The sequence below is a fragment of the Streptomyces sp. NPDC001443 genome (assembly GCF_053597355.1).
The window spans coordinates 61346-86738 of the sequence record NZ_JBSFIA010000043.1 but is presented as its reverse complement, the minus strand read 5'-3'; the positions used below and the strand labels follow the sequence as shown (position 1 = coordinate 86738).

The 25393-nt window shown below is 73.2% G+C and carries 22 protein-coding genes; 13 read left to right on the top strand and 9 right to left on the bottom strand.

Features of this window, described 5'->3' with window-relative positions; genetic code table 11:
• Positions 1-112: 112 nt before the first annotated feature.
• Together ACWC24_RS34220 and ACWC24_RS34215 are read right to left on the bottom strand one after the other, a co-directional pair.
• Positions 113-271, bottom strand: a complete 159-nt coding sequence (locus tag ACWC24_RS34220) for a hypothetical protein (RefSeq protein ID WP_450666802.1) — start codon at positions 269-271, stop codon at positions 113-115.
• A 53-nt stretch (positions 272-324) separates the two neighbouring features.
• A complete protein-coding gene (locus ACWC24_RS34215; RefSeq protein ID WP_450666801.1) occupies positions 325-1839 on the bottom strand; it encodes a catalase in 1515 nt (504 codons plus the stop codon).
• 194 nt (positions 1840-2033) lie between these two features.
• On the opposite strand from ACWC24_RS34215, the gene ACWC24_RS34210 reads away from it, so the two are divergent.
• The 4 genes from ACWC24_RS34210 to ACWC24_RS34195 are packed head-to-tail and all read left to right on the top strand — an operon-like array spanning position 2034 to position 8634.
• Positions 2034-2636, top strand: coding sequence for a cysteine hydrolase family protein (locus tag ACWC24_RS34210; RefSeq protein WP_450666800.1), 603 nt, complete (start codon positions 2034-2036; stop codon positions 2634-2636).
• Positions 2633-5686 (top strand): FAD-binding and (Fe-S)-binding domain-containing protein, encoded by a 3054-nt coding sequence (locus ACWC24_RS34205; RefSeq protein ID WP_450666799.1) that lies wholly within the window; start codon positions 2633-2635, stop codon positions 5684-5686. Before ACWC24_RS34210 ends, ACWC24_RS34205 begins: the two co-directional genes overlap by 4 nt.
• 39 nt (positions 5687-5725) lie before the next feature.
• Positions 5726-7528 (top strand): thiamine pyrophosphate-requiring protein, encoded by a 1803-nt coding sequence (locus tag ACWC24_RS34200; RefSeq protein ID WP_450666798.1) that lies wholly within the window; start codon positions 5726-5728, stop codon positions 7526-7528.
• A complete protein-coding gene (locus ACWC24_RS34195; protein ID WP_450666797.1) occupies positions 7525-8634 on the top strand; it encodes an enolase C-terminal domain-like protein in 1110 nt (369 codons plus the stop codon). Before ACWC24_RS34200 ends, ACWC24_RS34195 begins: the two co-directional genes overlap by 4 nt.
• A gap of 27 nt (positions 8635-8661) precedes the next feature.
• Here the strand turns inward: ACWC24_RS34195 and ACWC24_RS34190 are convergent, their stop codons facing one another.
• Both ACWC24_RS34190 and ACWC24_RS34185 read right to left on the bottom strand, forming a co-directional pair.
• Positions 8662-9594: a M48 family metalloprotease gene (locus ACWC24_RS34190; RefSeq protein ID WP_450666796.1), complete on the bottom strand. Its 933-nt coding sequence runs from the start codon at positions 9592-9594 to the stop codon at positions 8662-8664.
• Entirely contained in the window at positions 9591-9962 is a 372-nt protein-coding gene (locus ACWC24_RS34185; protein ID WP_450666795.1) for a BlaI/MecI/CopY family transcriptional regulator, read from the bottom strand. Before ACWC24_RS34185 ends, ACWC24_RS34190 begins: the two co-directional genes overlap by 4 nt.
• A 132-nt stretch (positions 9963-10094) precedes the next feature.
• Between ACWC24_RS34185 and ACWC24_RS34180 the strand changes: the two genes are divergently transcribed.
• The 4 genes from ACWC24_RS34180 to ACWC24_RS34165 are packed head-to-tail and all read left to right on the top strand — an operon-like array spanning position 10095 to position 13764.
• A complete protein-coding gene (locus tag ACWC24_RS34180; protein ID WP_450666794.1) occupies positions 10095-10877 on the top strand; it encodes a DedA family protein in 783 nt (260 codons plus the stop codon).
• 58 nt (positions 10878-10935) lie between these two features.
• Entirely contained in the window at positions 10936-11685 is a 750-nt protein-coding gene (locus ACWC24_RS34175) for a phosphatase PAP2 family protein (protein ID WP_450666793.1), read from the top strand.
• Entirely contained in the window at positions 11639-12304 is a 666-nt protein-coding gene (locus ACWC24_RS34170; protein WP_450666792.1) for a response regulator transcription factor, read from the top strand. Before ACWC24_RS34175 ends, ACWC24_RS34170 begins: the two co-directional genes overlap by 47 nt.
• The gene (locus ACWC24_RS34165) at positions 12301-13764 is read left to right on the top strand and encodes a sensor histidine kinase (RefSeq protein WP_450666791.1); all 1464 of its coding nucleotides are present in this window, start codon (positions 12301-12303) and stop codon (positions 13762-13764) included. The genes ACWC24_RS34170 and ACWC24_RS34165 overlap by 4 nt, the downstream gene beginning before the upstream one ends.
• On the opposite strand, the gene ACWC24_RS34160 is transcribed toward ACWC24_RS34165, so the two are convergent.
• Positions 13745-14056 (bottom strand): hypothetical protein, encoded by a 312-nt coding sequence (locus tag ACWC24_RS34160; protein ID WP_450666790.1) that lies wholly within the window; start codon positions 14054-14056, stop codon positions 13745-13747. The two genes, ACWC24_RS34165 and ACWC24_RS34160, sit on opposite strands and share 20 nt — an antisense overlap.
• A 126-nt stretch (positions 14057-14182) precedes the next feature.
• Between ACWC24_RS34160 and ACWC24_RS34155 the strand changes: the two genes are divergently transcribed.
• The 3 genes from ACWC24_RS34155 to ACWC24_RS34145 all read left to right on the top strand — a co-directional run bounded on the left by ACWC24_RS34155 (position 14183) and on the right by ACWC24_RS34145 (position 17015).
• The gene (locus ACWC24_RS34155; RefSeq protein ID WP_450666789.1) at positions 14183-14992 is read left to right on the top strand and encodes a polysaccharide deacetylase family protein; all 810 of its coding nucleotides are present in this window, start codon (positions 14183-14185) and stop codon (positions 14990-14992) included.
• Between the two features lie 133 nt (positions 14993-15125).
• Positions 15126-15566, top strand: a complete 441-nt coding sequence (locus tag ACWC24_RS34150) for an SRPBCC family protein (RefSeq protein WP_450666788.1) — start codon at positions 15126-15128, stop codon at positions 15564-15566.
• A 99-nt stretch (positions 15567-15665) separates the two neighbouring features.
• Positions 15666-17015 (top strand): lanthionine synthetase LanC family protein, encoded by a 1350-nt coding sequence (locus ACWC24_RS34145; protein ID WP_450666787.1) that lies wholly within the window; start codon positions 15666-15668, stop codon positions 17013-17015.
• Between the two features lie 22 nt (positions 17016-17037).
• On the opposite strand, the gene ACWC24_RS34140 is transcribed toward ACWC24_RS34145, so the two are convergent.
• Genes ACWC24_RS34140 through ACWC24_RS34125 form a run of 4 tightly spaced genes read right to left on the bottom strand, consistent with a single transcriptional unit; the run spans position 17038 to position 22287 of the window.
• Entirely contained in the window at positions 17038-18297 is a 1260-nt protein-coding gene (locus tag ACWC24_RS34140) for an XdhC family protein (RefSeq protein WP_450666786.1), read from the bottom strand.
• Positions 18298-18341: 44 nt separating this feature from the next.
• Positions 18342-20741, bottom strand: a complete 2400-nt coding sequence (locus ACWC24_RS34135; protein ID WP_450666785.1) for a xanthine dehydrogenase family protein molybdopterin-binding subunit — start codon at positions 20739-20741, stop codon at positions 18342-18344.
• 2 nt (positions 20742-20743) lie between these two features.
• Positions 20744-21397 (bottom strand): (2Fe-2S)-binding protein, encoded by a 654-nt coding sequence (locus ACWC24_RS34130; protein WP_450666784.1) that lies wholly within the window; start codon positions 21395-21397, stop codon positions 20744-20746.
• Positions 21397-22287, bottom strand: a complete 891-nt coding sequence (locus ACWC24_RS34125; protein ID WP_450666783.1) for an FAD binding domain-containing protein — start codon at positions 22285-22287, stop codon at positions 21397-21399. Before ACWC24_RS34125 ends, ACWC24_RS34130 begins: the two co-directional genes overlap by 1 nt.
• A gap of 413 nt (positions 22288-22700) precedes the next feature.
• Between ACWC24_RS34125 and ACWC24_RS34120 the strand changes: the two genes are divergently transcribed.
• Positions 22701-24371 (top strand): PucR family transcriptional regulator, encoded by a 1671-nt coding sequence (locus ACWC24_RS34120; RefSeq protein ID WP_450666782.1) that lies wholly within the window; start codon positions 22701-22703, stop codon positions 24369-24371.
• A gap of 151 nt (positions 24372-24522) precedes the next feature.
• Positions 24523-25302 carry a hypothetical protein gene (locus ACWC24_RS34115; protein WP_375969657.1) on the top strand — a complete coding sequence of 260 codons (780 nt, stop codon included), beginning with the start codon at positions 24523-24525 and terminating at the stop codon, positions 25300-25302.
• Positions 25303-25393: the final 91 nt, after the last annotated feature.

Below are 25393 nucleotides of genomic sequence, written 5' to 3'. Positions count from 1 at the left end.
CCGTCCGGTCTGCCGTCATCTGCCCACCAGCCCTTCGCCGCGCTCACGCACCGGTAAGCCAAGAGCACCACATCGGCGCGCGGTATTCCGCCGCTACCGGTCAAGGGTCCGGTCAGGAGTCCTCTCCGGGCGGGGCGTCGTGCTCGGCGTGCCTCTCGGCCTTCTCCCGCACGTCACGCGGTGTCGGCGCGGTGACGGTGCGCTGCTCGGCGGACCGTTCCCGGGTCTGCTCGTCGGCCTGGCGTGTGTCGCGCTTGTCGGGGGTCTTCATGGGATGCTCCTCTCGCGACCGCTGATCTCCGTGAGGTCCTGGTGCTGCGACGGCTAGGCCTTGTCCTGCATGGTGCCGCGCGCGGGGTTGCCCTGCTCCGCCGCCTTCGGGTCCTTCTCGTCGGACTTCGCCCGCACGCCGTCGGCGATGCGCTTGCCGATGTTCTCGTCGATGTTCGACCAGTAGGTGAAGGCACGTTCGAGGACCGGCTCGCTCACCCCGTTGAGCAGGTGCCCGACGACGTTGTCGACCAGGCGGTCGCGGGCCGCGTCGTCCATCACCTCGCGTACCAGGGTGCCGGGCTGCCCCCAGTCGTCGTCCTGCGGGTGGGAGACGTAGGCGGCGCGGGTGATCTCGCCGTCCGCCGCCCAGCTGGGCGGACTGCCGTAGCGGGCCGTGTCGGCGGCCGGGCCGCCCTTGGAGTTCGGGGCGTAGACGGGGTCGGTCGTCTTTCGGTAGGCCATCGCGCCGTCCTTGGAATAGCTGTGGACGTCGACGACGGGAGCGTTGACGGGAAGCTGCTGGTAGTTGCCGCCGATCCGGTGGCGGTGCGCGTCCGCGTACGAGAACAGCCGGGCCAGCAGCATCCGGTCCGGGCTCGGCCCGATGCCGGGGACGAGGTTGTTCGGCTGGAAGGCCGCCTGCTCGATCTCGGCGTGGTGATCGGTCGGGTTGCGGTCGAGCGTCATCCGGCCGACCGGGATGAGCGGGTAGTCGCCGTGCGGCCACACCTTGGTGAGGTCGAAGGGGTTGAAGCGGTAGCCCGCGGCGTCCTCGTACGGCATGACCTGCATGTGCAGGGTCCAGCTGGGGAAGTCCCCGTCACGGATGTGTTCGAAGAGGTCACGCGTGTGGTAATCCGTGTCGACGGCTGCCATCTGGTCGGCCTCGTGCTGGGTGAAGAACTCGATGCCCTGGTCGGTCTTGAAGTGGTACTTCACCCAGAACCGCTCGCCGTCGGCGTTGATCCACATGTACGTGTGCGACGAGTAGCCGTTCATGTGCCGCCAGGTCCGCGGGACGCCGCGGTCCCCCATCAGCCAGGTGACCTGGTGGGCGGATTCCGGCGAGAGCGTCCAGAAGTCCCACTGCATGTCGTGGTCGCGCAGGTTGTTGTCGGCGCGGCGCTTCTGGGACCGGATGAAGTGCTGGAACTTCATCGGGTCCTTGACGAAGAAGACCGGCGTGTTGTTGCCGACCATGTCGTAATTGCCCTCGCTGGTGTAGAACTTCACCGCGAAGCCGCGCGGGTCGCGCCAGGTGTCCGGGCTGCCCCGTTCCCCCGCCACGGTCGAGAACCGGATCACCAGGTCGGTACGCGTGCCCGGCTGGAACACGGCCGCCTTGGTGTAGCGGCTCACGTCGTGGGTCACCTCGAAGTGGCCGAACGCGCCGCTTCCCTTCGCGTGCGGCTGGCGCTCGGGGATGCGCTCCCGGTTGAACTGGGCCATCTGCTCGATCAGATAGGCGTCGTGCAGCAGGATCGGTCCGCCGGGGCCGACGGTCAGTGAATGTTCGTCGCTCTCCGCCGGTGCGCCCGAGTCGGTGGTGGTGTGGATCTCGGTCATGACACTCCTTCTTCCCGGTCGGCGTCGGTGACCCGTTCTGGCCCCATATGGCGCGTGACCACGGACGCCGACGTCAAACGTCCTGCACCCCTCTTCTCGCCCCTTCTCCCCGAAACCCGCTCCTCACCTCGCGCCACTCGGAGCAGAACGGGTACCCGGACGGGACGGCCGAGATGTTCCCCCCGGGAGGCGTGATGCCAGGCTTCGGCGCCAGCGCGCTCGTCGTGATCGACATGATCAACACCTACGACCACGAGGACGCCGAACTGCTGAGACCCGCCGCCGAGCGGATCGTGCCCGTGCTGGCGGACCTGATCGGCCGGGCCCGGGACGCGGACGTGCCGGTGATCTACGCGAACGACAACTTCGGACTGTGGCGCTCCCACCACGGGGAACTGGTCGAGACCGCGCTGTCGCGCCCGTACGGGGGCCTGGTGGAGCCGATCCGGCCGGACGACGACTCGCTCTTCGTGGTGAAGGCCCGGCACTCGATCTTCTACGACACCCCCATGGCCTATCTGCTGTGGCGCCTGGACGTCGGCCTGGTGGTGCTGACCGGCCAGGTCACCGAGCAGTGCGTCCTGTACTCCGCCCTGGACGCGCACATCCGGCATCTGGAGGTCGCGGTGCCGAGGGACGCCGTCGCCTCGATCCATCCGCATCTGGGGGCCGCCGCGCTGGAAATGATGGAGCGCAACATGGGCGCCCGGATCGTGACGGCGCGGGAAGTGGACTTTCGGGGTACCCGAGGGCGCGTACCGGACGAAGCCGCGCACCAGGCCGGAGGCCGACCATGAGCACACACGTTCCCGACGGGTCCCTCGACGACCTGGTCACGGCCCTGCGCGCGGGGGTGGACGCCGAGGTCCGCTTCGACGCCGGCAGCCGGGGCGCCTACTCCACGGACGGCTCCAACTACCGTCAGGTCCCGCTGGGCGTGGTCGTCCCCCGGACCGTCGAGGCCGGTGCCCACGCGGTGGAGCTGTGCGCGCGCTTCGACGTCCCGGTGCTGTCGCGCGGCGGCGGGACGAGTCTCGCCGGGCAGACGACGAACGTCGCCGTGGTCATCGACTGGAGCAAGCACTGCAAGGCGCTGGTCTCCGTCGACCCCGACGCCCGCACCTGTGTGGTGGAGCCCGGCATCGTCCTGGACGAACTCAACCGGCGGCTCGCCGACCACCACCTCATGTTCGGCCCGAAGCCGTCGACCCACAGCCACTGCGCGCTGGGCGGCATGATCGGAAACAACTCGTGCGGGGCGTCCGCGCAGGCGTACGGGAAGACGGTCGACAACGTGCGCCGGCTGGAGGTGCTGACCTACGACGGCCTGCGGATGTGGGTGGGGCCCACCTCGCGGGAGGAGCGGGCGCGGATCGCCGCCGAGGGGGGCCGGCGGGCCGAGCTGTACGACGGTCTCGACCGCCTGGTCACCGAGTACCTCGGGGAGATCCGGCGCGGCTTCCCGAAGCTCCCGCGCCGGGTCTCCGGCTACAACCTCGACTCGCTGCTGCCCGAGAACGGCTTCGACGTGGCCAGGGCCCTGGTGGGCAGCGAGGGCACCCTGGTGACCGTCCTGCACGCCGAGCTCGACCTGGTGCCCGTACCGCCGTGCGAGTCGCTGCTGGTGCTCGGGTACGACGACATCTGCCGGGCCGCCGACGACGTCCCCGCGCTGCTGGAGCACTGCTCTCCCGGCCAGCTGGAGGCCCTGGACGGGCGGATGGCGCAGCTGATGCGCGAGGAGCACGCCTACCTCGACTCGCTGCGCACCCTCCCCGAGGCGGGCAGCTGGCTGCTGGTGCAGTTCACCGGGGACAGTCAGGACGACGTCGACGGACAGGCCGACGCCCTGCTGAAGGCGATCGGCAGGTCGGAGAAGGACGGCTCGGTCGCCTTCTCCGACGACCCGCGGCGCGAGCAGAAGATGCTCAGGGCGCGGGAGGCCGGGCTCGGGGTGACCGCCCGGCCGCCGGACGGCCGGGAGACCTGGGAGGGCTGGGAGGACTCGGCCGTGCCGCCCGAGCGTCTGGGCGACTATCTGCGGGATCTCAAAGCGCTGTTCGAGGATTTCGACTACGACCATCCGTCCCTGTACGGGCACTTCGGGCAGGGGTGTGTGCACACCCGGATCCCGTTCGGGCTGAAGACCGCGGAGGGCGTGGCGGACTTCCGGCGTTTCCTGGAACGGGCGGCCGACCTCGTCGTCTCGTACGGCGGCTCGCTGTCGGGCGAGCATGGTGACGGACAGGCCCGGGGCGAGTTGCTGACCCGGATGTTCGGGACCCGACTGGTGGGCGCCTTCGGCGAGTTCAAGGCGCTGTTCGATCCGGGCGACCGGATGAACCCGGGCAAGGTCGTCGATCCGCAGCCGGTGGACGGGCAGTTGCGGCTCGGACCCGACTGGCGGCCGCGGCCGCACGACACCCACTTCGGCTTTCCGCAGGACGACCACTCCTTCACCCGGGCCGTGCTGCGCTGTGTCGGCCTCGGCAACTGCCGTGGGCTGCACGGCGACGTGATGTGCCCCTCGTACCGGGCCACCCGGGAGGAGGAGCACTCGACCCGCGGGCGGGCCCGGCTGCTGTTCGAGATGCTCGACGGTCACCCCGACTCGGCGGTCGAGGACGGCTGGCGCTCGACCGAGGTCCGCGACGCCCTGGACCTCTGCCTGGCCTGCAAGGGCTGCAAGTCCGACTGCCCGACGGGCGTGGACATGGCCACGTACAAGGCCGAGTTCCTCGCCCATCACTACGCGGGCCGGCCGCGTCCCGCCGCCCACTACTCGATGGGCTGGCTGCCCGTCTGGGCCCGACTGGCCGAGCGGGCGCCGAAGCTGGCGAACAGCGCACTGCACGCGCCGGGGCTGGGCCGGGTCGGGAAGGCGCTCGCCGGGGTGGACGGGGCGCGTCGGCCCCCGGTGTTCGCCGAGCGCTCCTTCGTACGGTGGTGGCGCTCGCTCGGTGCCGGGCAGCCGGATCCGGCGGATCCCGCGACCGTGCTGCTGTGGCCGGACACCTTCAGCAACCGGTTCCACCCCTCGGTCGCGATGTCGGCGGTACGGGTACTGGAGGACGCCGGCTTCCGGGTCGCCGTCCCCGAGGCACCCGTGTGCTGCGGTCTGACCTGGATCTCGACCGGCCAACTCGCCATGGCGAAACGCGTGTTGCGTCGTACGCTGCGTACGCTGCGCCCCTATCTCGACGCGGGCACCCCGGTCATCGGTCTCGAGCCGTCCTGCACCGCCGTCTTCCGGTCCGACGCGCCCGAACTGCTGCCCGAGGAGCAGGACGTACGGCGGCTGGCGGAGCAGACCCGCACCTTCGCCGAGCAGCTCGTCGACCACGCTCCGGACGGCTGGCGGCCGCCCTTCCTCGCCCGGCAGGCGGTCGTGCAGACCCACTGCCACCAGCACGCGATCATGAAGTTCGACGCCGACCGCGAGCTCATGGACCGCGCCAGTCTCGACGCGGACGTCCTGGACGAGGGCTGCTGCGGTCTCGCCGGGAACTTCGGCTTCGAGCGCGGGCATCACGAAGTCTCCATGGCCGTCGGCGAGTTGGGGGTACTCCCGGCCGTGCGCGCGGCCGCCCCGGACAGCCTCGTGCTGGCCGACGGCTTCAGCTGCCGCACCCAGATCGAACAGGGCGGCACCGGACGCCGGGCCCTGCACCTCGCGGAGGCGCTGGCCCTCGCGCTCGACGGGCCCCTGCCGAGCGAGCATCCCGAACGGCTGGCCCGGCGGCCGTCCGAACCCTCCGGCACGGCCCGCTGGGCGGCCACCGCCGTCGCCGGGTCGCTCACGGCCACGGCCGCGCTGGGAGCCGTACGACGTCTGCGCCGCCGGTAAGCCGCACGTCACTCAGGACTCAAGGAAAGGTTTTCGAACATGTCGACGAAAGTCTCCGACTACCTCCTCCAGCGGCTGCGCGAGTGGGACGTGGAGCACGTCTTCGCCTACCCCGGCGACGGCATCAACGGCCTGCTCGCGGCCTGGGGACGGGCGGAGAACAAGCCCCGGTTCATCCAGTCCCGCCACGAGGAGATGTCCGCCTTCGAGGCCGTCGGCTACGCCAAGTTCTCCGGCCGGGTCGGCGTCTGCGCCGCCACCTCCGGGCCCGGCGCCATCCATCTCCTCAACGGCCTGTACGACGCCAAGCTCGACCACGTCCCCGTGGTCGCGATCGTCGGGCAGACCAACCGCAGCGCCATGGGCGGCTCCTACCAGCAGGAAGTGGACCTGGTGTCCTTGTACAAGGACGTCGCCTCGGACTTCTGCGAGATGGTCACCGTCCCCGAGCAGCTCCCGAACGTGCTGGACCGGGCGATGCGCACCGCCATGGCGCGCCGCTCACCGACCGCCCTGATCATCCCGGCCGACGTCCAGGAGCTGGACTACGAAGCGCCCGGACACGCCTTCAAGATGGTGCCCTCCAGCCTCGGCATGCCGCACTACGCGCCCGTGCCGGACGACGACGATCTGCGGCGGGCCGCCGACGTCCTCAACTCCGGCGGGAAGACCGCCATCCTGATCGGCCAGGGAGCACGCGCGGCCCGGACGGAGGTCAAGGAGGTCGCCGACCGGCTCGGCGCCGGAATCGCCAAGGCGCTGCTGGGCAAGGACGCCCTCGACGACGACCTGCCCTACGTCACCGGCGCGATCGGCCTGCTCGGCACCAGGCCGTCGTACGAGATGATGATGGAGTGCGACACCCTGCTCGTGATCGGGTCGTCCTTCCCCTACACCCAGTTCCTGCCCGAGTTCGGCAAGGCGCGGGCCGTGCAGATCGACCTCGATCCGCACATGGTCGGGATGCGCTACCCCTTCGAGGTCAACCTCGTGGGCGACGCCACCCGGACCCTGCGCCGGCTGCTGCCGCTGCTGGAGCAGATGGAGGACCCCTCCTGGCGGCAGAAGATCGAGGCCAACGTCAGGGACTGGTGGGAGGTCATGGAGCGGCGGGCCGCCGTCGGCGCCGACCCCGTCAACCCGGAGCTGGTCGCCCACACGCTCAGCGGGCTGCTCCCGGACGACGTGATGATCTCCTCCGACTCGGGCTCGGCCGCCAACTGGTACGCCCGGCACCTGAAGCTGCGGGACGGGATGCGGGGGACGCTGTCGGGGACGCTGGCCACCATGGGGCCGGGGGTGCCGTACGCCATCGGCGCCAAGTTCGCGCACGGCGACCGGCCGGCGATCGCGCTGGTCGGTGACGGGGCGATGCAGATGAACGGCATGGCCGAACTGATCACGGTCGCCAAGTACTGGCGGGAGTGGGAGGATCCGCGGCTGATCGTGGCCGTCCTCAACAACCGGGACCTGAACCAGGTGACCTGGGAGATGCGCGCGATGGAGGGCGCCCCGCAGTTCCTGCCCTCGCAGTCCATCCCGGACGTCGCGTACGCCGACTTCGCCGGCTCGCTGGGCCTGGCCGGGATGCGGATCGACAGCCCGGACGGGGTGCGGGGCGCCTGGGAGGCCGCGCTCGCCGCCGAGCGGCCGTGCGTGCTCGACTTCGTGACCGACCCGGCCGTGCCGCCGATCCCGCCGCACGCCACCCTCGACCAGATCGAGTCCGCCGCGGCCGCCGTCCTCAAGGGCGACAGCGACCGGGCGGCGATGGTCCGGCAGGGCTTCAAGGCGAAGGTGCAGGAGTTCCTGCCGCACCGGCACACCACGGGGCAGCGGTGAGCGACGCCCCGGTCGTCGAGCGGGTGGACGTCGCGGTCTACACCGTCCCGACGGACGCCCCCGAGGCGGACGGCACCCTGGCCTGGGACAGCACCACCCTCGTCCTGGTCACCGTGCGCTGCGGCGAGGTCACGGGGCTCGGCTACACGTACGCCCCGGCGGCCGCCGCGAAGGCCGTCGACGAGCTGCTCGCCCCCGCCGTCACCGGCCTGCCCGCCCCCGACGTGCCGCGCGCCAACGAGGCCATGCAGCGCGCGGTGCGCAACGCCGGCCTGCCGGGGATCGCGGCCCAGGCGGTCTCGGCCGTGGACATCGCTCTGTGGGACGCCAAGGCCCGGCTGCTGGGGCTGCCGCTCGTCACCCTCCTGGGCGCGGCCCGCGACGAGGTGCCCGTGTACGGCAGCGGCGGCTTCACGACGTACGACGAGGACCGGCTGGACCGGCAGCTGCGCGGCTGGGCGGACGGGGAGGGCATCCCCCGCGTCAAGATCAAGATCGGGGAGTCCTGGGGACGGTGCGAGGTCCGGGACCTGCGTCGGGTGGCACGGGCCCGGGAAAGCGTCGGTGACGCCGCGGAGCTGTACGTGGACGCCAACGGGGGGTACGGCGCGAAGCAGGCGGTGCGGGTGGCGGCCGGGCTGGACGGTCAGGGCGTCACCTGGTTCGAGGAGCCGGTCTCCTCCGACCACCTGACGGACCTCGCGTTCGTCCGCGGCCGGGTCACGGCCGACGTCACGGCGGGCGAGTACGGCTACACGCTGCCCTACTTCCGGCGGATGCTGGCAGCCGGGGCCGTCGACTGTCTCCAGGCGGACGCCACCCGCTGCGGCGGGATCACCGTCTGGCTGCGCGTCGCCGCGCTCGCCCTGAGCCACGGGCTGGAGATCTCCGGCCACTGCGCCCCGCACGCCCACGCGCACCCGGCGGCCGGTGTGCCCAATCTGCGGCACCTGGAGTGGTTCCACGACCACGTCCGCATCGAGCGCCTGCTGTTCGACGGGACGCTCGATCCGGCGGGCGGTGTCCTCGCCCCGGGCCGGGACGGCGCGCCGGGGCTCGGGCTGAGCCTGGACGCCGAGCGGGCCCGGCCGTACCGCGTGGGGTGAACACACGGTACGGACGACGGCCGGCCGTCAGCGGGCCGCTTCGCCCTGGGCGACCTCGATCTCGTGGTGGAAGTCCAGGACGCCGGCGGACGCGGCGGTGCCGGACAGCAGCGCGCAGGCGGCCAGCAGGGCGGCGACGCGGTGCGGCACCCGGGACGGGCGGCCGGGCGGGGTGAGGAGGGCGGCGACCCGCTGCGGGACGGGGCCGGTCGTGGCCGCGGAGGCGAAGTCCGGGCGGGGCGAGGGGGCGGCGTTGCCCGCCAGGGCGGCGCGCGCGATGGCGTGGGCGGTCAGGCGCCGGTCGCCGACCGCGCTCGCGGCGGCCTCGTCGGCGGCGCGCTCGGCGGCCAGCCGGATCGCTTCGCGGGCCGGGCGCAGCGCGGGGTGGCAGTGCGCGGCGAGTTCGGCGGCGGCGAGGAAGTAGTGGTGTCCGCCGGCGTTGTGCGCACGCTCGTGGGCGAACAGGGCGTCGCGCTCCCTGGGGCCGAGGCTGCGCAGCATCGCGGTGGTGACGACGATGCGGTGCGGGCGGCCGGGCAGGGCGTAGGCGTCCGGGTGCGGGGAGTCGACCACGCAGAGGTCGCCGGCGGCGGGGCGCCGGCCGGCCTGCCGGCGGGCGACGCGGAACGCCCTCGACTGGCGCAGCGCGGAGCGCACGAGCGTGACCGCGCCGAGGGTCAGCGCGCCGGTGGCCAGCGCGGCGGCGGGCAGGACGACGAGGTCGGAGGGGGCGTTCAGCGGGTGGACCAGTTCGCCGAGCGCGGCGAAGGCGGGCACCCGGAGCACCCCGGTCAGGACCAGGGCGCCCAGCGAGGCCACGCAGGCGCCCGCGAGCACCAGGACACAGACGGTGAGGGTCCACAGCGCGACGACGGGCCGTACCCCCTCCAGGGCGCGCCGGGCCAGCGGCGGCACCGCGAAGGGCAGCAGCAGGGGGGCGATCAGCAGGGTGACGGTCATGCCTCGTCCGCCTCCAGGAGCTGGCGCAGCACCCGCTCGTCGTCCGGCCCGAGCTGGGCGACGAAGCGGGCGAGGACCGTCTCACGGTCGCTGTCGCGGTCGAGCTCGGTGTGCATCCGGCGGGCGGTCAGGCCCTGGGGGTCCTGGGCCGGGTGGTAGGCGAAGCCCCGGCCCTGCCGCTCCCGCTGCACGACGCCCTTCTCGTGCAGTCTGGTCAGGATCGTCGTCACGGTCGTACGGGCCAGGCCGGAGCCGAGGTCGAGTTGCACCTGTCCCGCCGTGAGCGGCAGGTCCGCGGCCCACAGCACGGCCATGACGGCGGCCTCCAGCTCACCCGCCGGCCGACGTTCGTCCTTGGCTTCGGTCATGGGAACGAACCTCCCCCCACATTCGTCTACAGTGTCGTAGACCGTCTACATCATTGTAGTCATTCGAGCAGTTGTTCACGCGGTTGTACAAGCAGTCGTTCCCGCTGTCACCCACCGGAAGGCCTCGCGTCGATGACCACCTCACTCCACCTATCGTCGCAGCTCGCCGTCAACGTGCTCGACGCACGGTCGCTGCTGGCCGCCTTCGGGGTGCTCGGCGTGGGCGTGGTGCTGTTCGCCGAGACGGGGCTGCTGATCGGCTTCTTCCTGCCCGGCGACTCCCTGCTGTTCACCGCGGGCCTGCTGTGCACCGGCAGCGCCGACCGCGGGGTGAAGCTGTCGCTGGGACCGCTGCTGGTGGTCGCGGCGGTGAGCGCGCTGGCCGGTTCACAGGTCGGCTACCTGCTCGGCCGGAAGGCGGGCGGGACCCTGCTGGCCCGCACCCGCTCGGTGCGGCTGCGCGAGGGCGCCGAGCGCGCGGAGGAACTGCTCGAGCGGTACGGGTACGCGAAGGCGATCCTGCTGGCCAGATTCGTTCCGGTGGTCCGGACCGTGCTCAACCCGGTCGCCGGCGCACTGAACGTGCCGGGGCGGGTCTTCACCGTGTGGCAGGTGGCCGGCGGCCTGGTCTGGACACTGGGCCTGACCCTCGCGGGGTACGCGCTCGGCTCCTCGGTCCCGAACGTGGACCACTATCTGCTCCCGCTGGTCGCGCTGATCGTCGCGGTGTCGCTGCTCCCGCTCGCCGCGGAGCTGTACCGCGGCCGACGGGCCGCGCGGACGGGCGGTACGGGGACCGCGCGCGCCGACGGTCCGACGGACGGTCCGACGGACGGTACGGGGACCGCGCGCGCCGACGGTCCGACGGACGGTACGGGGGCCGGGCGGACCGGCGCGAAGGCGACGGAGCGCTGATGGGCCCGGCTCCGCTCCTCCGTATCAGTATCCGTGTCCGTGTGCCGGAGGCCGTCTCGTGAGACGCGCGGACGTCACCGAGCTGTCGGGCAGCGTGGGGCTCGGGGCCTGGACCGCGTTCGGCCTGCTGACCCTGGCCGTCGTCGGCGCCGACGGCGCCCCGCTGTTCCTGGACGACACGCTGCACTCCTGGTCGCTGGCCCACCGCCCGGCCGTGGCCGTGACGGTCGCCCGCGCGCTGACCGCCACCGGGACCGGCGTGATCGCGTACCTGCTCGCCACGCTGGCCGGGGTACTGCTCGGCCGCACCCCGCGACAGCGGTTGACCGGCGTCGCGCTCGCCGTCGGCTGTCTCGTCTCGGGCCAGTTGCTGCGGTACACCGTGATGGTCCTGGTGCACCGGCCACGCCCGCCGCGGCAGGACTGGGCGACGCGCGCCTCGGGCTGGTCCTTCCCCTCCGGCCACACCACCACGGCGACACTGACGGCCGGACTGCTGATACTCGTGCTGACCGTGAGCGCCCCACGCGGCGGCACCGCGCTGCGCGTCGCCGTCGGCTGCTGGGGCGTACTGGTCGGCCTGACCCGCGTCTACCTCGGCGTCCACTGGTTCACCGACGTCGTCGGCGGCTGGCTCTTCGGCCTGGGCTGGCTCGGGGTGTGCCTGTGCGCGGTGTCGCGGTGGCTGCCCGCCGGCCTCCTCACCCGTCCGCCCTCGGCCGCCCCGGAAGAGCCGGGCCGCCACACCATGCAGGAGGACCATGAACCCCCGCATCCTGGTCGTCGAGGACGATCACGCCCTGCGTGACGTACTGGTGCGCGGACTGCGGGAGGAGGAGTTCCGGCCCGTGCCCGCCGCCGACGGCGCCACCGCGCTGCGGCTGGCCGACGCCGGAGGCCTGGCCGCGGCCGTGCTGGACGTCGGGCTGCCCGACGCGGACGGGCGGGACGTGTGCCAGGCGATGCGGGCCAACGGTTTCGCCGCCCCCGTCCTGTTCCTGACCGCGCACCACCGGCTCGCCGACCGGCTGTCGGGGTTCTCCGCGGGCGGCGACGACTATCTGCCGAAGCCGTTCCACCTCGCCGAGCTCGTCGCCCGGCTGCGGGCCGCCGTCCGCCGCGCCGGACCCGCTCCGACCGCCGCGGCCGGCGACCTGGTCCTGGACGCCGTACGGCACACGGTCACGGTGCACGGCAGCCGTGTCGAGCTGACGCCGACCGAGTTCCGGCTGCTGGCCGCGCTCATGTCCGCGGCCGGGGACATCGTGCGCCGACGTGAGCTGGTCCGGGCGGGGTGGCCGGAGGGCGCCCAGGTCAGCGACAACACGCTCGACCAGTACCTGACCCGGCTGCGCCGCAAGCTGCGCGACGCGGGCAGCCGGCTCACCGTCACCACGGCCCGCGGAATCGGTCACCGTCTGTCATGAGGAGCCCGCTCCCCCACCTCGTACCGCGCACCCTGCGCGGCCGGCTCTCCCTGGTCGCGCTCACCACCGCGGCCCTGCTGATGACGATCCTGACCGTGGTGTTCAACACCGTCGTCCGGCACCACCTCCAGGCCCAGGCGGACGACGAGCTGCGCGCCCGCGCGGCCGCCGTCGCCACGACCGTCGACACCGGCGGCCGTACCGTACGCGTCCTGGAGGCTTCCGACGACGGACTCCTCGACACCAACGTGTGGATCTACGCCGGGCCCACGACGGTCGAACAGCCCCCCTCCCCGGCCCCCGAGATCGGCCGGGCGGCCGGGCTGCTCGCGGCCCGGGCCGACGGGGACTGCACGACCGTCGAGGGCGACCGGCCGGTCCGGCTGTGCGCCCGGCCCGTGCCGCACGGCAGGCTCGCGGCGACCGTGGTGACGGCCCTGGACCTGTCGCCGTACCGCAGCTCGGCGGATCTGCTGCTGCTCGGCTCGCTCGCCCTCGACGCGGTGATGCTCGCCTGCACCTACGCCCTGACCCGGCTGGCCGTCGGGCGGGCGCTGCAGCCCGTGCGGGACATGAGCGACCAGGCCATACGGTGGAGCGCGGTGGAGTCCGAGCGGCGCTTCGGCACCGTGGCGCAGCCCGCCGAACTCGCCCGCCTCGGAGCCTCGCTGGACTCGCTCCTGAATCGCATCCGGGCCGTCCTGCGGCACGAGCGGCGGCTGACCGGGGAGCTCTCGCACGAACTGCGCACCCCGCTGAGCCGGATCATCGCCGAGCTCGACTGGTGGCGTTCCCGGCCGCGTACGGAGGCCGAGACGCTGGCCGCGCACCGCACGATCACCGAGGCCGCCGAGTCGATGCGGACCATCTGCGACACGCTGTTGGGCGACGCCCGGGAGGAGGCCAGGGACGACGCGGCGACCGCTCCCGGCACGGCCGAGGTACTGCCCGTGCTGCGCCGGCTCGCCGCGCAGCAGACGGGCCCGGTGCGGTCGAGGGTCGTCGTCACCGCGGCGGACGACCGGCTGGAGGCCGGCGTGTCCCCCGCCCTTCTGGAACGGATCGTCGGCCCGCTCCTCGCCAACGCGCTGCGGTACGCGCGCTCGGGCGTCACCCTGCACGTCCGGCACACCTGGCCCGGACACCCCCTGCCCGACACCGAGTCCGGCGGGCCCGCCGGACCTGCCGGACCCACCGCCGTCCACGCCGGACCCACCGCCGTCCACTCCGTGTCCGCCGTACGGATCGACGTCACCGACGACGGACCGGGCGTACCGGAGGCGTTCCTCGGGCAGCTGTTCCAGCCGGGCCGGCGCGCCGATCCGTACGACGGGCACGGCGGAGCGGGCCTCGGGCTGCCGCTGGCGCGGCGCCTGGCCCGCTCGGTCGGCGGCGAGGTGCACCACGACCCCGCGCACACCGCGGGGGCGAGGTTCACGGTCACCCTGCCCGCCGGGTGAGCCCTCCGGACCCGGCCCTGCCAGCGGCACCGCCCTGCGCGTCCGCGTCCGCACCGCCATCGGCTTCCGTGACGTCCTTGCGCGTCACCGTCAGGTACACGACCAGACCGAGGATGACCGCCAGGAACAGCGCGCTGGTGACGACCGTGCCCAGGCCCAGCTTCGCGTCGAGGAGGTCGGCGGCCGTCTCGCCGACCGTCGTGCACAGCACCTTGACGATCCAGAAGTGGACGATCGCCCCCGGGACCTCGCTCCGGAGCAGCCGGCGGCCGGAGAGGGTGCGGGATGTCATGCGCCCGACGCCGCCACCGGGAACCTGAACGCGTCCTGAGGGCCGGGCGGCAGGTCGCCCACCTCGCGCTTCACACCGGGTGACCCCCTATACACGCCGTGTATACCGTCTATGTATAGTCGCCGCATGCCTTCTCTGACCAAGAAGATCCTGAGCCGCACGGCGAAGAACAAGACGAAGGAAACGGGGGCAGGGTTGCGTGCCGTCACCGTCTCGGCGGCGGCCGTCTCCCTGGCACTGGCCCTGACCGGGTGCACCCGGCTGGAGACCACGGCGCCGAGCACCGCCCGCGCCCACCCCACCGTCCAGGCCCGCTACGGAAGCGTCGACTGCCGCAGGGCGAAGTGCATCGCGCTCACCTTCGACGCCGGGCCGAGCGAGCACTCCGCCCGGCTGCTGGACATCCTGAAGGAGAAACAGGTCCACGCGACGTTCTTCCTGTTGGGCAAGCGCCACATCGAGAAGTACCCGGAGCTCGTCAGACGCATGGCGGCCGAGGGTCACGAAGTCGCCAGCCACACCTGGGACCACCGGATCCTCACCGAGATCGAACCGGACGAGATACGTGCGGAACTGGAGCGGCCCAACGAGGAGATAGAGCGCCTCACCGGACACCGGCCGACCCTGATGCGCCCGCCGCAGGGCCGCACCGACGACACCGTGCACAGGATCTGCCGCGAGCTCGGCATGTCGGAGGTCCTGTGGAGCGTGACCGCGAAGGACTACACGACGAACGACTCCGACCTGATACGCGAGCGGGTCCTCGCGCAGTCGTCCCGTGACGGGATCATCCTGCTGCACGACATCTACCCCGGAACCGTGCCCGCGGTGCCGGGGATCATAGACGCGCTCAAGGAGCGGGGATACGTGTTCGTCACCGTGCCGCAACTGCTGGCACCGGGCAGGGCGGAACCCGGGGAGGTGTACCGCCCCTGAGGGGCCCTCAGGGCGTGCGGGGGCCTTCGGGGCCGTCCCCTCGTACGTCTCGTCGACGACCGCGCACTGGGCGAATCGGGTGACGCGAGGGCGAACGCCCTGGTGTCACCGCCCACTTGCCTACGATCGGCCCGTGGTCGACTTCCAGCTCGTACGCACGGTGCCGCTCGCCCTCGACGAGGCATGGCGCCGGCTCACGGTGTGGCCCCGGCACGGCGACGTGGTCCCGTTGACCCGGGTCACCGTGGTCACACCCCCGCCGACCCGCGTGGGCACCCTGATCGTCGCGCGTTCCGGGATCGGTCCGCTCGCCTTCGACGACCGGATGGAGGTCACCGTCTGGCGGCCGCCGGACGGCGACGAGGCGGGCCTGTGCCGGCTGGAGAAGCGGGGCCGGATCGTCCTGGGCTGGGCCGAGATCGAGGTGCGGCCGGGGCCCGGCGGGCGGGCGCGGGTGATCTGGCGCGAGGAGCTGCGGGTGCGACTGCTGCCGTCCTTCTGCGACCCCCTGCTGCGCTCGGCGGCGCGCACGGTGTTCGGACGGGCGGCCAACCGCCTGCTGCGCAGGCCCTGATACCCGCCGCGCGCCTGCGGACGGGAGGCGGACCGCACCGCTTCGTGCCGGGTGCCCGACCCCCTGGCCGGGCACCCCGCCGCGTGCGAGGGTGGGCGGATGACACCGGGGAATGCGACGGCAGGGACGGCAGGGCACACGGGGGCGGCGGGGGAAGCGGGACGGGCGGGCGCGGTGGCGGACGCGCGGGAGGCGGAGGAGGCCGAGGCCCTGGCGGCGGACGCCCTGCGCTGGCTGCTCGGCACCGCGCGGGACACCGGCGACGGCGGTCTGGGCTGGCCCGTGCGCCCCTCGGACGCCGACACCGACCCGATGCTCTACAACGGGACGGCCGGTGTCGTCCCGGCGCTCCTGGAGGCGTGGCGGCACTTCGGCGACGACGCCTACGCCGACGCCGCACTGCGCGCGGCGCGCTCCCTCGCCGCCGCCGTCGACGAACACCCTGACTGCTCGCTGTACTTCGGCCTCACCGGGATGGCCCTGGTGCTGCGGGCCGTCGAGCGCGACCTGGGCGAGCGCGCGGCGGGGGCCGCGGCGGACCGGGCCCTGCGACGAGTGCGGTCCGGCTTCGACGGCAGCCGCTGGGGCGAGCTGTACGAGCTGATGGGCGGCAACGCGGGCATCGGTCTGGGCGCGCTGGCGGCGGGCGACGCCGAACTCGCCGTACTCGCCCTGGAGCCCTACGTGCGTACGGCGGAGCCGACCGGGGCGGGTGTCACCTGGGAGTTCAAGCGCGGCGTGGCGGCCCGGCTGCACCATGTCTCGCACGGCACCCTCGGGATCGCCTACGCCCTGGCCCGGGTCGGGACGGACACCGGCCGCGCGGACCTGGTCGAGCGGGCGCGGGCCGGGGTCGCGGACGTGGTGGCCCGGGACGTGGGCGGGCCCGCGGGCTTCCTCGTCCCGCACTCCGATCCGCAGTACCTCCCCGATCTGATCGGGCGGTTCAGCTACGGCTGGTGTCACGGCCCGGCCGGTGACGCCCAGGTCTTCCGGCTGTTCAGGGACGTCCTCGGCGAGCCCGGCTGGTCCGCCCTCGCCGACCGCTGCTGGCACAGCGTCACCCACTCGGGGCTACCGCACCGCTCACGTCCCGGTTTCTGGGACAACAACGGCCGCTGCTGCGGCACTTCGGGCGTACTGGCGCTGGCCTGCGACCGGCTGGCCGAACAGGGGGACGCCCCGGACTTCGCCCGGCTCCTGGTCGCGGACCTCGCCGCGCGGGCGACCCGGGACGCCGAGGGGGCACGCTGGTCGAACGTGGAGCACCGGGCCACCCCGAGCGAGCTCGAACCGCAGACCGGATGGGCGATGGGCAGCGCGGGCGTCGCCCGCGAACTGCTGCGCTACGCGCGGGTGCGGCGGGGCGGCGACCCGCGCTACGCGTTCGCCTGGCCGGACCAGCCGCCGGTGTCCATGGGAGCGGCGGACACCGCGGGTCTGCAGTAACGGCTGGGCCCGGACGGGTGGTTCAGGCCACCGAACCGATCCGGACCGGCGGCGGTGACGTCGACGGCACTGCTGACACCGCTGGCACCGCCTTCGTCGACGCGACGTCGTGATGGATCGGTGCGTCGTGGTGGATCGGGGTGCGCGCGCCGGTCAGGGAGACCCCGCTGCCGCCGTGCCGGGCTGCGACGATCTCCGCCGCGATCGACAGCGCGGTCTCCTCGGGCGTACGGGCGCCGAGGTCGAGGCCGATGGGTGATCTGAGCCGCGCCAGCTCCGGTTCCGTCACCCCGACCTCCCGCAGCCGCCGGTCGCGGTCCAGATGGGTGCGACGCGAGCCCATCGCGCCGACGTAGGCGACCGGGAGCCGCAGCGCCAGGCGGAGCAGGGGTACGTCGAACTTGGCGTCGTGGGTCAGTACGCACAGGACGGTACGGGCGTCGACGTCCGTGCGCTCCAGGTACCGGTGGGGCCACTCGACGACGATCTCGTCGGCCTCCGGGAAGCGGACGCGGGTCGCGAACACCGGGCGGGCGTCGCACACCGTCACACGAAAGCCGAGGAACTTGCCGATCCTGACCAGGGCCGAGGCGAAGTCGATCGCGCCGAAGACGATCATCCGGGGCGGCGGCACCGACGACTCGACCAGCACCGTGAGCGGTGCTCCGCAGCGTGAGCCCTGCTCTCCTATCTCCACGGTGCCGGTGCGGCCCGCGTCCAGCAGTGCCCGTGCCTCGGCCGCGACCGTGCGGTCCAGTTCGGGGTGGGCGCCGAAACCGCCCTCGTACCCGCCGCCGTACCCGCTCTCGCGCCGGCTCTCGTGCCCATCGGCGTATCCGCCCCCGGGCCGGACGAGCAGGGCGCGCCCCGAGAGTTCCGCCGGGCCCCGCACGATCCGCGCCACCGCCGCCGCCTCGCCGCGCGCGGCGGCGGCCAGCGCGGCCGCGGCCACCGGCCGGACCGGATCGCCCGCCCGTACCGGGGTGACGAGGACGTCGAGGACTCCCCCGCAGGTCAGACCGACGGCGAAGGCGTCCTCGTCGCTGTAGCCGAACCGTTCCAGGACCGCTTCGCCGTCCTGGAGGGCCTGGCGGCACAGGTCGTACACCGCACCCTCCACACACCCGCCGGAGACCGAGCCGATCGCCGTGCCGTCGGCGTCCACCGCGAGGGCGGCGCCCGGCCGGCGGGGCGCGCTGCCCCCGACGGCCACCACGGTGGCGACGGCGAAGTCACGGCCCTGCTCGACCCACCGGTGCAGCTCCGCGGCGATGTCCAGCATGTCTCGGTCTCCTTGTCTGCCGGGCGGTCCAGGTCCTGGGCGGATCAGGTCAGGTGCTCCTGCGCCGTCCCGGTCAGGTGCTCGGGGCGTACCGGTGTCCGGGCGAGCTCCAGACCCGTCGCGGCCCGGATGGCCGCGAGGACCGCCGGGGTGGACGACAGGGTCGGGGCCTCGCCGACGCCGCGCAGCCCGTACGGGGCGTGCTCGTCGGCGAGTTCGAGCACGTCGACCGGGATGGTGGGCGTGTCGAGGATGGTGGGGATCAGGTAGTCCGTGAAGGAGGGGTTCCTGACCTTCGCCGTCCTCGGGTCGACGATGATCTCCTCCATGACCGCCATGCCCAGGCCCTGGGTGGTGCCGCCCTGGATCTGGCCGACGACGGACAGCGGGTTGAGCGCCTTGCCGACGTCCTGGGCGCAGGCCAGCTCCACCACCTTGACCAGGCCGAGTTCGGTGTCGACCTCGACGACGGCGCGGTGCGCGGCGAAGCTGTACTGGACATGGCCGTTGCCCTGGCCGGTGCGCAGGTCGAAGGGCTCGGTCGGCCGGTGCCGCCACTCCGCCTCGACCTCGACGCTCTCCTCGCCGAGGACGTCCGCCAGGTCCCGCAGCACCTCGCCGCCGTCGGTGACGACCTTGCCGCCCTCCAGCAGCAGTTCGGCCGTGGCCCAGGCGGGGTGGTACGTGCCGAACTTGCGGCGGCCCAGTTCCAGCACCTTCTCGCGGACCAGTTCGCAGGCGTGCCTGATCGCGCCGCCGGTGACGTAGGTCTGCCGGGAGGCGGAGGTCGAACCGGCCGAACCCACCCTGGTGTCGGCGGGGTCGATGGTCACCCGGGTGACGCCCAGTTCGGTGCGGGCGATCTGCGCGTGGACGGTGACACCGCCCTGGCCGACCTCCGCCATCGCGGTGTGCACGGTGGCGACGGGCTCGCCGGCGACGACCTCGATCCGGACCTTCGCCGTGGAGTAGTCGTCGAAGCCCTCGGAGAAGCCGACGTTCTTGATGCCGACCGCGTAGCCGATGCCGCGTACGACGCCCTCGCCGTGCGTGGTGTTGGACAGGCCGCCGGGCAGCTGCCGTACGTCCGCGCCCTCGCTGCTCTCCCACTGGCGCTCCGGCGGCAGCGGCATCGCCTTGACGCGGCGCAGGAGTTCGGCGACCGGCGCCGGGGAGTCGACGCGCTGCCCGGTGGGCAGGAGCGTGCCCTGCTCCATGGCGTTGCGCCGGCGGAACTCCACCGGGTCCAGGCCGAGTCGGGCGGCCACCTTGTCCATCTGCGCCTCGTAGGCGAAGCACGCCTGGACCGCGCCGAAGCCGCGCATGGCGCCGCAGGGCGGGTTGTTGGTGTAGAGGGCGACGGCCTCGATGTCGACGTCGTCGACGGCGTACGGGCCGACGCCCAGGGAGGAGGCGTTGCCGACGACCGCGGGGGACGCGGAGGCGTAGGCGCCGCCGTCGAGGACGATGCGGCACTTCACATGGGTCAGCTTGCCGTCCTTGGTCGCCCCGTGCTCGTAGTGCAGGCGGGCCGGGTGGCGGTGGACGTGGCCGAAGAAGGACTCGAACCGGTTGTAGACCATCTTGACCGGTCTGCCGGTGCGCAGCGCCAGCAGACAGGCGTGGATCTGCATCGACAGGTCCTCGCGGCCGCCGAACGCGCCGCCGACGCCGGCCAGCGTCATGCGCACCTTGTCCTCGGGCAGGCCGAGCACGGGCGCGATCTGGCGCCGGTCGGAGTGCAGCCACTGGGTGGCGATGTAGAGGTGGACGCCGCCGTCCTCGTCGGGCACGGCGAGCCCGGACTCGGGGCCGAGGAAGGCCTGGTCCTGCATGCCGAAGCAGTAATCGCCCCGGACGATCACGTCGGCCCGTTCCGCGGCCGCGTCGGCGGCGCCGCGGACGATCGGCTGGCGGTGCAGGACGTTCGGGTGCGGGACATGACTGGCGTAGTGGTCGGTGCGGCCCTCGTGGACCAGGACCGCGTCCGGCGCGGTGGCGGAGGCCTCGTCGGTGACGACCGGGAGTTCGCGGTACTCGACCTTGATCTTCGCGGCGGCGCGGCGCGCGGTCTCCGGGTGGTCGGCGGCGACGATCGCGACGGGTTCGCCGTGGTGGCGCACCTTGCCGTGGGCGAGGGCCGGGGTGTCCTGGATCTCCAGGCCGTAGTGCTTCACGTCGGCCGGCAGGTCGTCGTACGTCATGACGGCGTGGACGCCGGGCTGGGCGAGGGCCTCGCTCGTGTCGATCGAGACGATCTCGGCGTGCGCGAGGGGGGAGCGCAGGATCTGGCCCCAGAGCATGTCCTCGTGCCACAGGTCGGAGGAGTACGCGAACTCGCCGGTGACCTTGAGGGTGCCGTCCGGGCGGAGGGTGGACTCGCCGATGCCACCCCTGGTCCGGGAGCCCTGGGTGAGGGTGGTGGGAACGCCGTTGGTCGGCATGGTCAGACCGCCTCCGCCTGCCGGGCGGCCGCGAGGCGGACCGCGTCCATGATCTTCTCGTAGCCCGTGCAGCGGCACAGGTTGCCCGAGAGCGCCTCGCGGATGTCCGCGTCGGTGGGGTCGGGGTTGCGCTCCAGCATCTCGTCGGCCGCGACCAGCAGGCCCGGGGTGCAGAAGCCGCACTGGACGGCGCCGGCGTCGATGAACGCCTGCTGGACCGGGGCGAGTTCGACGCCCTCGCCGGTGTGCGCGTGCTGCCCCTTGGCGGCCCAGCGCCTGGCCTCGTCGAGCGGGGTCCCGGCGGGGCCCGGAGTCCCCGCGGCGCGGCTTCCGGGGCCGGTGGCCGCGGCGGGGGCGGCCGCGGTGGGGGCGGTGGGGGCGGGGCAGCCGCCGCGCTCCGCGCGCTGTCTGGCGTACTCCGCCAGGCCCTCGACCGTGACGACGTCACGGCCCTCGACCTGGCCCGCCGCCACCAGACAGGAGCACACCGGCACACCGTCGAGGCGGACCGTGCAGGAGCCGCACTCGCCCTGCTCGCAGGCGTTCTTGGAGCCGGGCAGACCCATGCGCTCGCGCAGGACGTACAGCAGGCTCTCGCCCTCCCATACGTCGTCGGCCTCCTGCGGGCAGCCGTTGACGGTGAAACTGACGCGCATTACGCGACTCCCTCCGTGCGGGCGGCGGTGCCGCGGTAGGACTCCCAGGTCCAGGTCAGCGTGCGGCGGGCCATCACGGCGACCGCGTGCCTGCGGTAGCTCGCGGTGCCCCGGACGTCGTCGATCGGGTTGCAGGCGGCCGAGCAGAGGTCGGCGAACTGCTTGGCGACCGAAGGAGTGATGATCTTCCCGTTGTCCCAGAAGCCGCCCTCGTCGAGCGCCGCGGTCAGGAACTCCTCCGCCACCCTGGCCCGGACCGGGGTGGGGGCGGCGGAGCCGATGCCGGTGCGCACCGTGCGGGTCTCGGGGTGCAGGGCCAGACCGAAGGCGCAGACCGCGATGACCATGGCGTTGCGGGTGCCGACCTTGGAGAACTGCTGGGGCCCGTCGGCCTTGGCGACATGGACCGCGCGGATCAGTTCGTCGGCGGCGAGGGCGTTGCGCTTCACGCCGGTGTAGAACGCGTCGATCGGGATCATGCGCGTACCGCGCACCGACGCGACCTCGACCTCGGCGCCCGCGGCCAGCAGGGCGGGATGGGCGTCGCCCGCCGGGGAGGCGGTGCCGAGGTTGCCGCCGACCCCGCCGCGGTTGCGGATCTGCGGGGAGGCGACCGTGTGCGAGGCGAGGGCCAGGCCGGGCAGCTCGCCGCGCAGGTTCTCCATGATCTTCGTGTACGGGACCGAGGCGCCCAGCCGCACGCTCCGCTCGCCGACCTCCCACTCGTAGAGATCTCCGACACGGTTCAGGTCGAGCAGGTATTCGGGCCGCCGGTGGTCGAAGTTGATCTCGACCATCACGTCGGTGCCGCCCGCGATCGGCACGGCGCTGGGGTGCTCGGCCTTGGCGGCGAGCGCCTCCTCCCAGCTGGCGGGGCGAAGGAAGTCCATGACCGGCTCTCTTCTTCGTCTCGTTCGTCTTCGTCTCGTTCGTCTTCGTCTCGCGAGTCGTCGTCCTGTGGGTCGTCGTCTCGTGAGCCGTCCGGATCCGAGCCGGTCAGGGTGCGGCGGGCCGGGCTCGTTCCTGTGCTGTTCACGCGAAGTGGGCTCAGTACACCGCCCGGTACTCCAGTGGGGTCAGTCACGGAAACCATGAAGGAGTTGGCTGGCCAGCACGGGCATCTTGTAGATTCGTATGAACGGAGGCCATCAGTAACCTCCGGGTTTTCCTGTGGAAACGTGAGACGCGCCCCGCCATCCCGGGACGACCGGTTCCCGCGCCGAGCACCCTCTCGCCGGGTGCTCACCACAAACGCCTTCAGGATTCATCGTAGATTTCGAGACAAGGAACGGCGGCGACGAGAATGCGGCTGCGCGCACTGCTGGACACCGACGCGCTGGGGCTGCGGCTGCTCGGCGGCGAGGACGAGCTGGACCGCACCGTGCAGGGTGTGATGACCACCGACCTCAGGGATCCCAGCCGCTATCTGGCCGGCGGTGAGCTGGTGCTCACGGGGCTGGCCTGGCGCCGGGACGCCGAGGACTCCGAACCGTTCGTACGGACCCTGGCGGGGGCCGGGGTGGCGGGCGTCGCGGCCGGTACCGCGGAGTTCGGGTACGTGCCCGAGGACCTGGTCGTGGCCTGCGCCCGGCACCGGATGCCGCTGTTCGCGGTGCACGAGTCGGTGGCGTTCGCGACGATCACCGAGCATGTGGTGCGGCAGGTGTCCGGGGAGCGCGCCGGGGACCTCGCGGCCGTGGTCGACCGGCACCGCCGGCTGATGACCTCGGGCCCGACGGGCGGCGGCCCGGACGTGGTCCTGGACCTGCTCCGCTCGGACCTGGATCTGCGCGCCTGGGTCCTCTCCCCCGCCGGCCGGCTGATCGCGGGCCCGAAGGCGGCGGGCCCTGAGCTGCCGGCCGAGGCGTGCGCCCGGCTCGCGGCGGAACACCTGGGCGCCGCCCGCGCGGGCCGGCACACGCCCCACCGGGTGGCGCTCGGCTCCGCCACCTACTCGCTGTTCCCGATCCGCGGCGGCGGCCGCTCGGCGCAGGGCTCCCGGGACGTGCGCGAGAGCGTGCTGTCCGACTGGCTGCTGGCGGTGGAGGCGGACGCCGGGGACTGGCCCGAGGAGCGGCTCGACCTGCTCCAGGGCGTCACCCAGCTGATAGCGGTCGAGCGGGACCGGCGGGAGGCGGCGCGCACGGTCCGGCGGCGGCTGGCCCAGGAGATCCTCGAACTGGTGCAGACGGGCGCCGCGCCCGCCGAGCTGGCGGCGCGGCTGCGGGTCGCCGCCCCGGTGCTGCTGCCGGGCCTGGGGGCGGCCCCGCACTGGCAGGTGGTCGTGGCCCGGGTCGAGTGGGAGGGCGGCACCGTCGACGGCGGCCAGGCCGCCCAGTCGCTGCTGGAGGAGATCCTGGTCGACCCGCTCGCCACCGGCGCCGAGCCCTCGGACCGCATCGCCGTCGCCCACACCGGCGACGAGGCGGTCGCGCTCGTACCGCTGCCGGCCGTGCCGGGCGGCGACGGTACGGAGCCGGGCATCGTCGCCGACACGCTCCTGGGGTCCGTACGGGACCCGCTGTCGGCCGGGCTGAACGACGACGGGCGGCTCACGCTCGGTGTCAGCGCGGCCGTGCACTCGGCGGAGGGGCTGCGCGGGGCGCTGGAGGAGGCACGGCACGCCCGGCGGGTCGCGGCGGCCCGGCCGGGCCGGGTGTGCGCCGCGGGCCACCAGGAACTCGCCTCGCACGTGCTGCTGCTGCCGTTCGTGCCGGACGACGTCCGCCGGGCCTTCACGGCCCGTCTCCTGGACCCGCTGCGCGACTACGACCGGCGCCACCGTGCCGAGCTGATCCCTACTCTGGAGGCCTTCCTCGACTGCGACGGCTCCTGGACGCGATGCGCGTCCCGGCTGCATCTGCACGTCAACACGCTGCGGTACCGGGTCGGACGGATCGAGCAGTTGACGAGCCGTGACCTGTCCCGGCTGGAGGACAAGCTGGACTTCTTCCTGGCGCTGCGCATGAGTTGAGGTCACCCGGCCGGGGGACGGAAGGGGATCAAGTGTCCTCCGGCCACCACGACTTTGTGAAAACCTTCACCAACCTCTTGGCCGGGCGCCGCGATTGGTGCTGGAATGCCGCCACCACTCACAGCTCGATGGCGTGCTCGGGGAGGGCAACGTGGCGCATACCGCCATGTCTGGTAACGGAACGACCGCTGGTGACGATCCCCTCCAGACCGCGGTATGGCGGTTGCGCTCACGCGCCTGCTGGACCGACGCCGCGGCCCTGCTCCCACCGGACAGCGCGGCCGCCGCGCTGCAACGGGCCGGGCTGCTGGTGGAACGGTGCCTGTACACCGAGCAGGGCTGGCAGGACGCCGAGGACGCGCTGCGCACGGCCGAGGCGCTCGCGGCCGGCGACGAGGAGCGCGGCGCGGCCGCCTGCGAACGCGGCCAGCTCGCCTACGCGGCCACCCTGCACGGGGTGCGCGACCGGGCGGACGAGGCGCGGGCGGCGCTGGGGCGGGCGGCGGCGCTGATCCCGCCGGGGTCGGCGGGGCGGGCCCTGCTGGACTTCCGGCGCGGGCTGCTGGCGGAGAACCTGTCCCGTTCCCCGCAGGCGGCACGCGCCGCCTACCGCCGGGCCCACGCGGGCGCCGTCGCGCACTCCGACGCGCTGCTGCTGTCCTTCACCTGGCGCCATCTGGCGGGCCTGTCCCTGCGGGACGGCGAGCTGGCGGAGGCGCGGCACGGCTTCGCCGAGTCCCTGCGGATCCGTGAGGAACTGGGCTACCTGGTCGGCACGGCGCCCGCGCTGGCCTCCCTGGCGGACGCGGAGTCCGAGCCGGAGGCCTCACGACTGCGCGAGGAGGCCCGCCGCCTGTACCGCCTCCTGGGCGGCGTACCGACCTGGCTGTCCCGCCACCTGGCCCCCCTCCCCCCGGCGGCTACGGCGTAGCCCGACGGGACCAGGGTTCCGGCCGGGCCGGAGGCGAGGGCCCGGCCGGGGCGAGGGCGAGGGCCCGGCCGGGGCGAGGGCGAAGGCCCGG

What these genes read in the sequence shown, in the direction of transcription:
- ACWC24_RS34190 (WP_450666796.1), bottom strand. Translation starts at nt 9,594, where the DNA reads ATGACCGTCACCCTGCTGATCGCCCCCCTGCTGCTGCCCTTCGCGGTG.
- ACWC24_RS34125 (WP_450666783.1), bottom strand. Translation starts at nt 22,287, where the DNA reads ATGGACTTCCTTCGCCCCGCCAGCTGGGAGGAGGCGCTCGCCGCCAAG.
- ACWC24_RS34170 (WP_450666792.1), top strand. Translation starts at nt 11,639, where the DNA reads ATGAACCCCCGCATCCTGGTCGTCGAGGACGATCACGCCCTGCGTGAC.
- ACWC24_RS34145 (WP_450666787.1), top strand. Translation starts at nt 15,666, where the DNA reads ATGACACCGGGGAATGCGACGGCAGGGACGGCAGGGCACACGGGGGCG.
- ACWC24_RS34160 (WP_450666790.1), bottom strand. Translation starts at nt 14,056, where the DNA reads ATGACATCCCGCACCCTCTCCGGCCGCCGGCTGCTCCGGAGCGAGGTC.
- ACWC24_RS34205 (WP_450666799.1), top strand. Translation starts at nt 2,633, where the DNA reads ATGAGCACACACGTTCCCGACGGGTCCCTCGACGACCTGGTCACGGCC.
- ACWC24_RS34155 (WP_450666789.1), top strand. Translation starts at nt 14,183, where the DNA reads ATGCCTTCTCTGACCAAGAAGATCCTGAGCCGCACGGCGAAGAACAAG.
- ACWC24_RS34165 (WP_450666791.1), top strand. Translation starts at nt 12,301, where the DNA reads ATGAGGAGCCCGCTCCCCCACCTCGTACCGCGCACCCTGCGCGGCCGG.
- ACWC24_RS34210 (WP_450666800.1), top strand. Translation starts at nt 2,034, where the DNA reads ATGCCAGGCTTCGGCGCCAGCGCGCTCGTCGTGATCGACATGATCAAC.
- ACWC24_RS34220 (WP_450666802.1), bottom strand. Translation starts at nt 271, where the DNA reads ATGAAGACCCCCGACAAGCGCGACACACGCCAGGCCGACGAGCAGACC.
- ACWC24_RS34215 (WP_450666801.1), bottom strand. Translation starts at nt 1,839, where the DNA reads ATGACCGAGATCCACACCACCACCGACTCGGGCGCACCGGCGGAGAGC.
- ACWC24_RS34130 (WP_450666784.1), bottom strand. Translation starts at nt 21,397, where the DNA reads ATGCGCGTCAGTTTCACCGTCAACGGCTGCCCGCAGGAGGCCGACGAC.
- ACWC24_RS34120 (WP_450666782.1), top strand. Translation starts at nt 22,701, where the DNA reads ATGCGGCTGCGCGCACTGCTGGACACCGACGCGCTGGGGCTGCGGCTG.
- ACWC24_RS34140 (WP_450666786.1), bottom strand. Translation starts at nt 18,297, where the DNA reads ATGCTGGACATCGCCGCGGAGCTGCACCGGTGGGTCGAGCAGGGCCGT.
- ACWC24_RS34180 (WP_450666794.1), top strand. Translation starts at nt 10,095, where the DNA reads ATGACCACCTCACTCCACCTATCGTCGCAGCTCGCCGTCAACGTGCTC.
- ACWC24_RS34185 (WP_450666795.1), bottom strand. Translation starts at nt 9,962, where the DNA reads ATGACCGAAGCCAAGGACGAACGTCGGCCGGCGGGTGAGCTGGAGGCC.
- ACWC24_RS34200 (WP_450666798.1), top strand. Translation starts at nt 5,726, where the DNA reads ATGTCGACGAAAGTCTCCGACTACCTCCTCCAGCGGCTGCGCGAGTGG.
- ACWC24_RS34135 (WP_450666785.1), bottom strand. Translation starts at nt 20,741, where the DNA reads ATGCCGACCAACGGCGTTCCCACCACCCTCACCCAGGGCTCCCGGACC.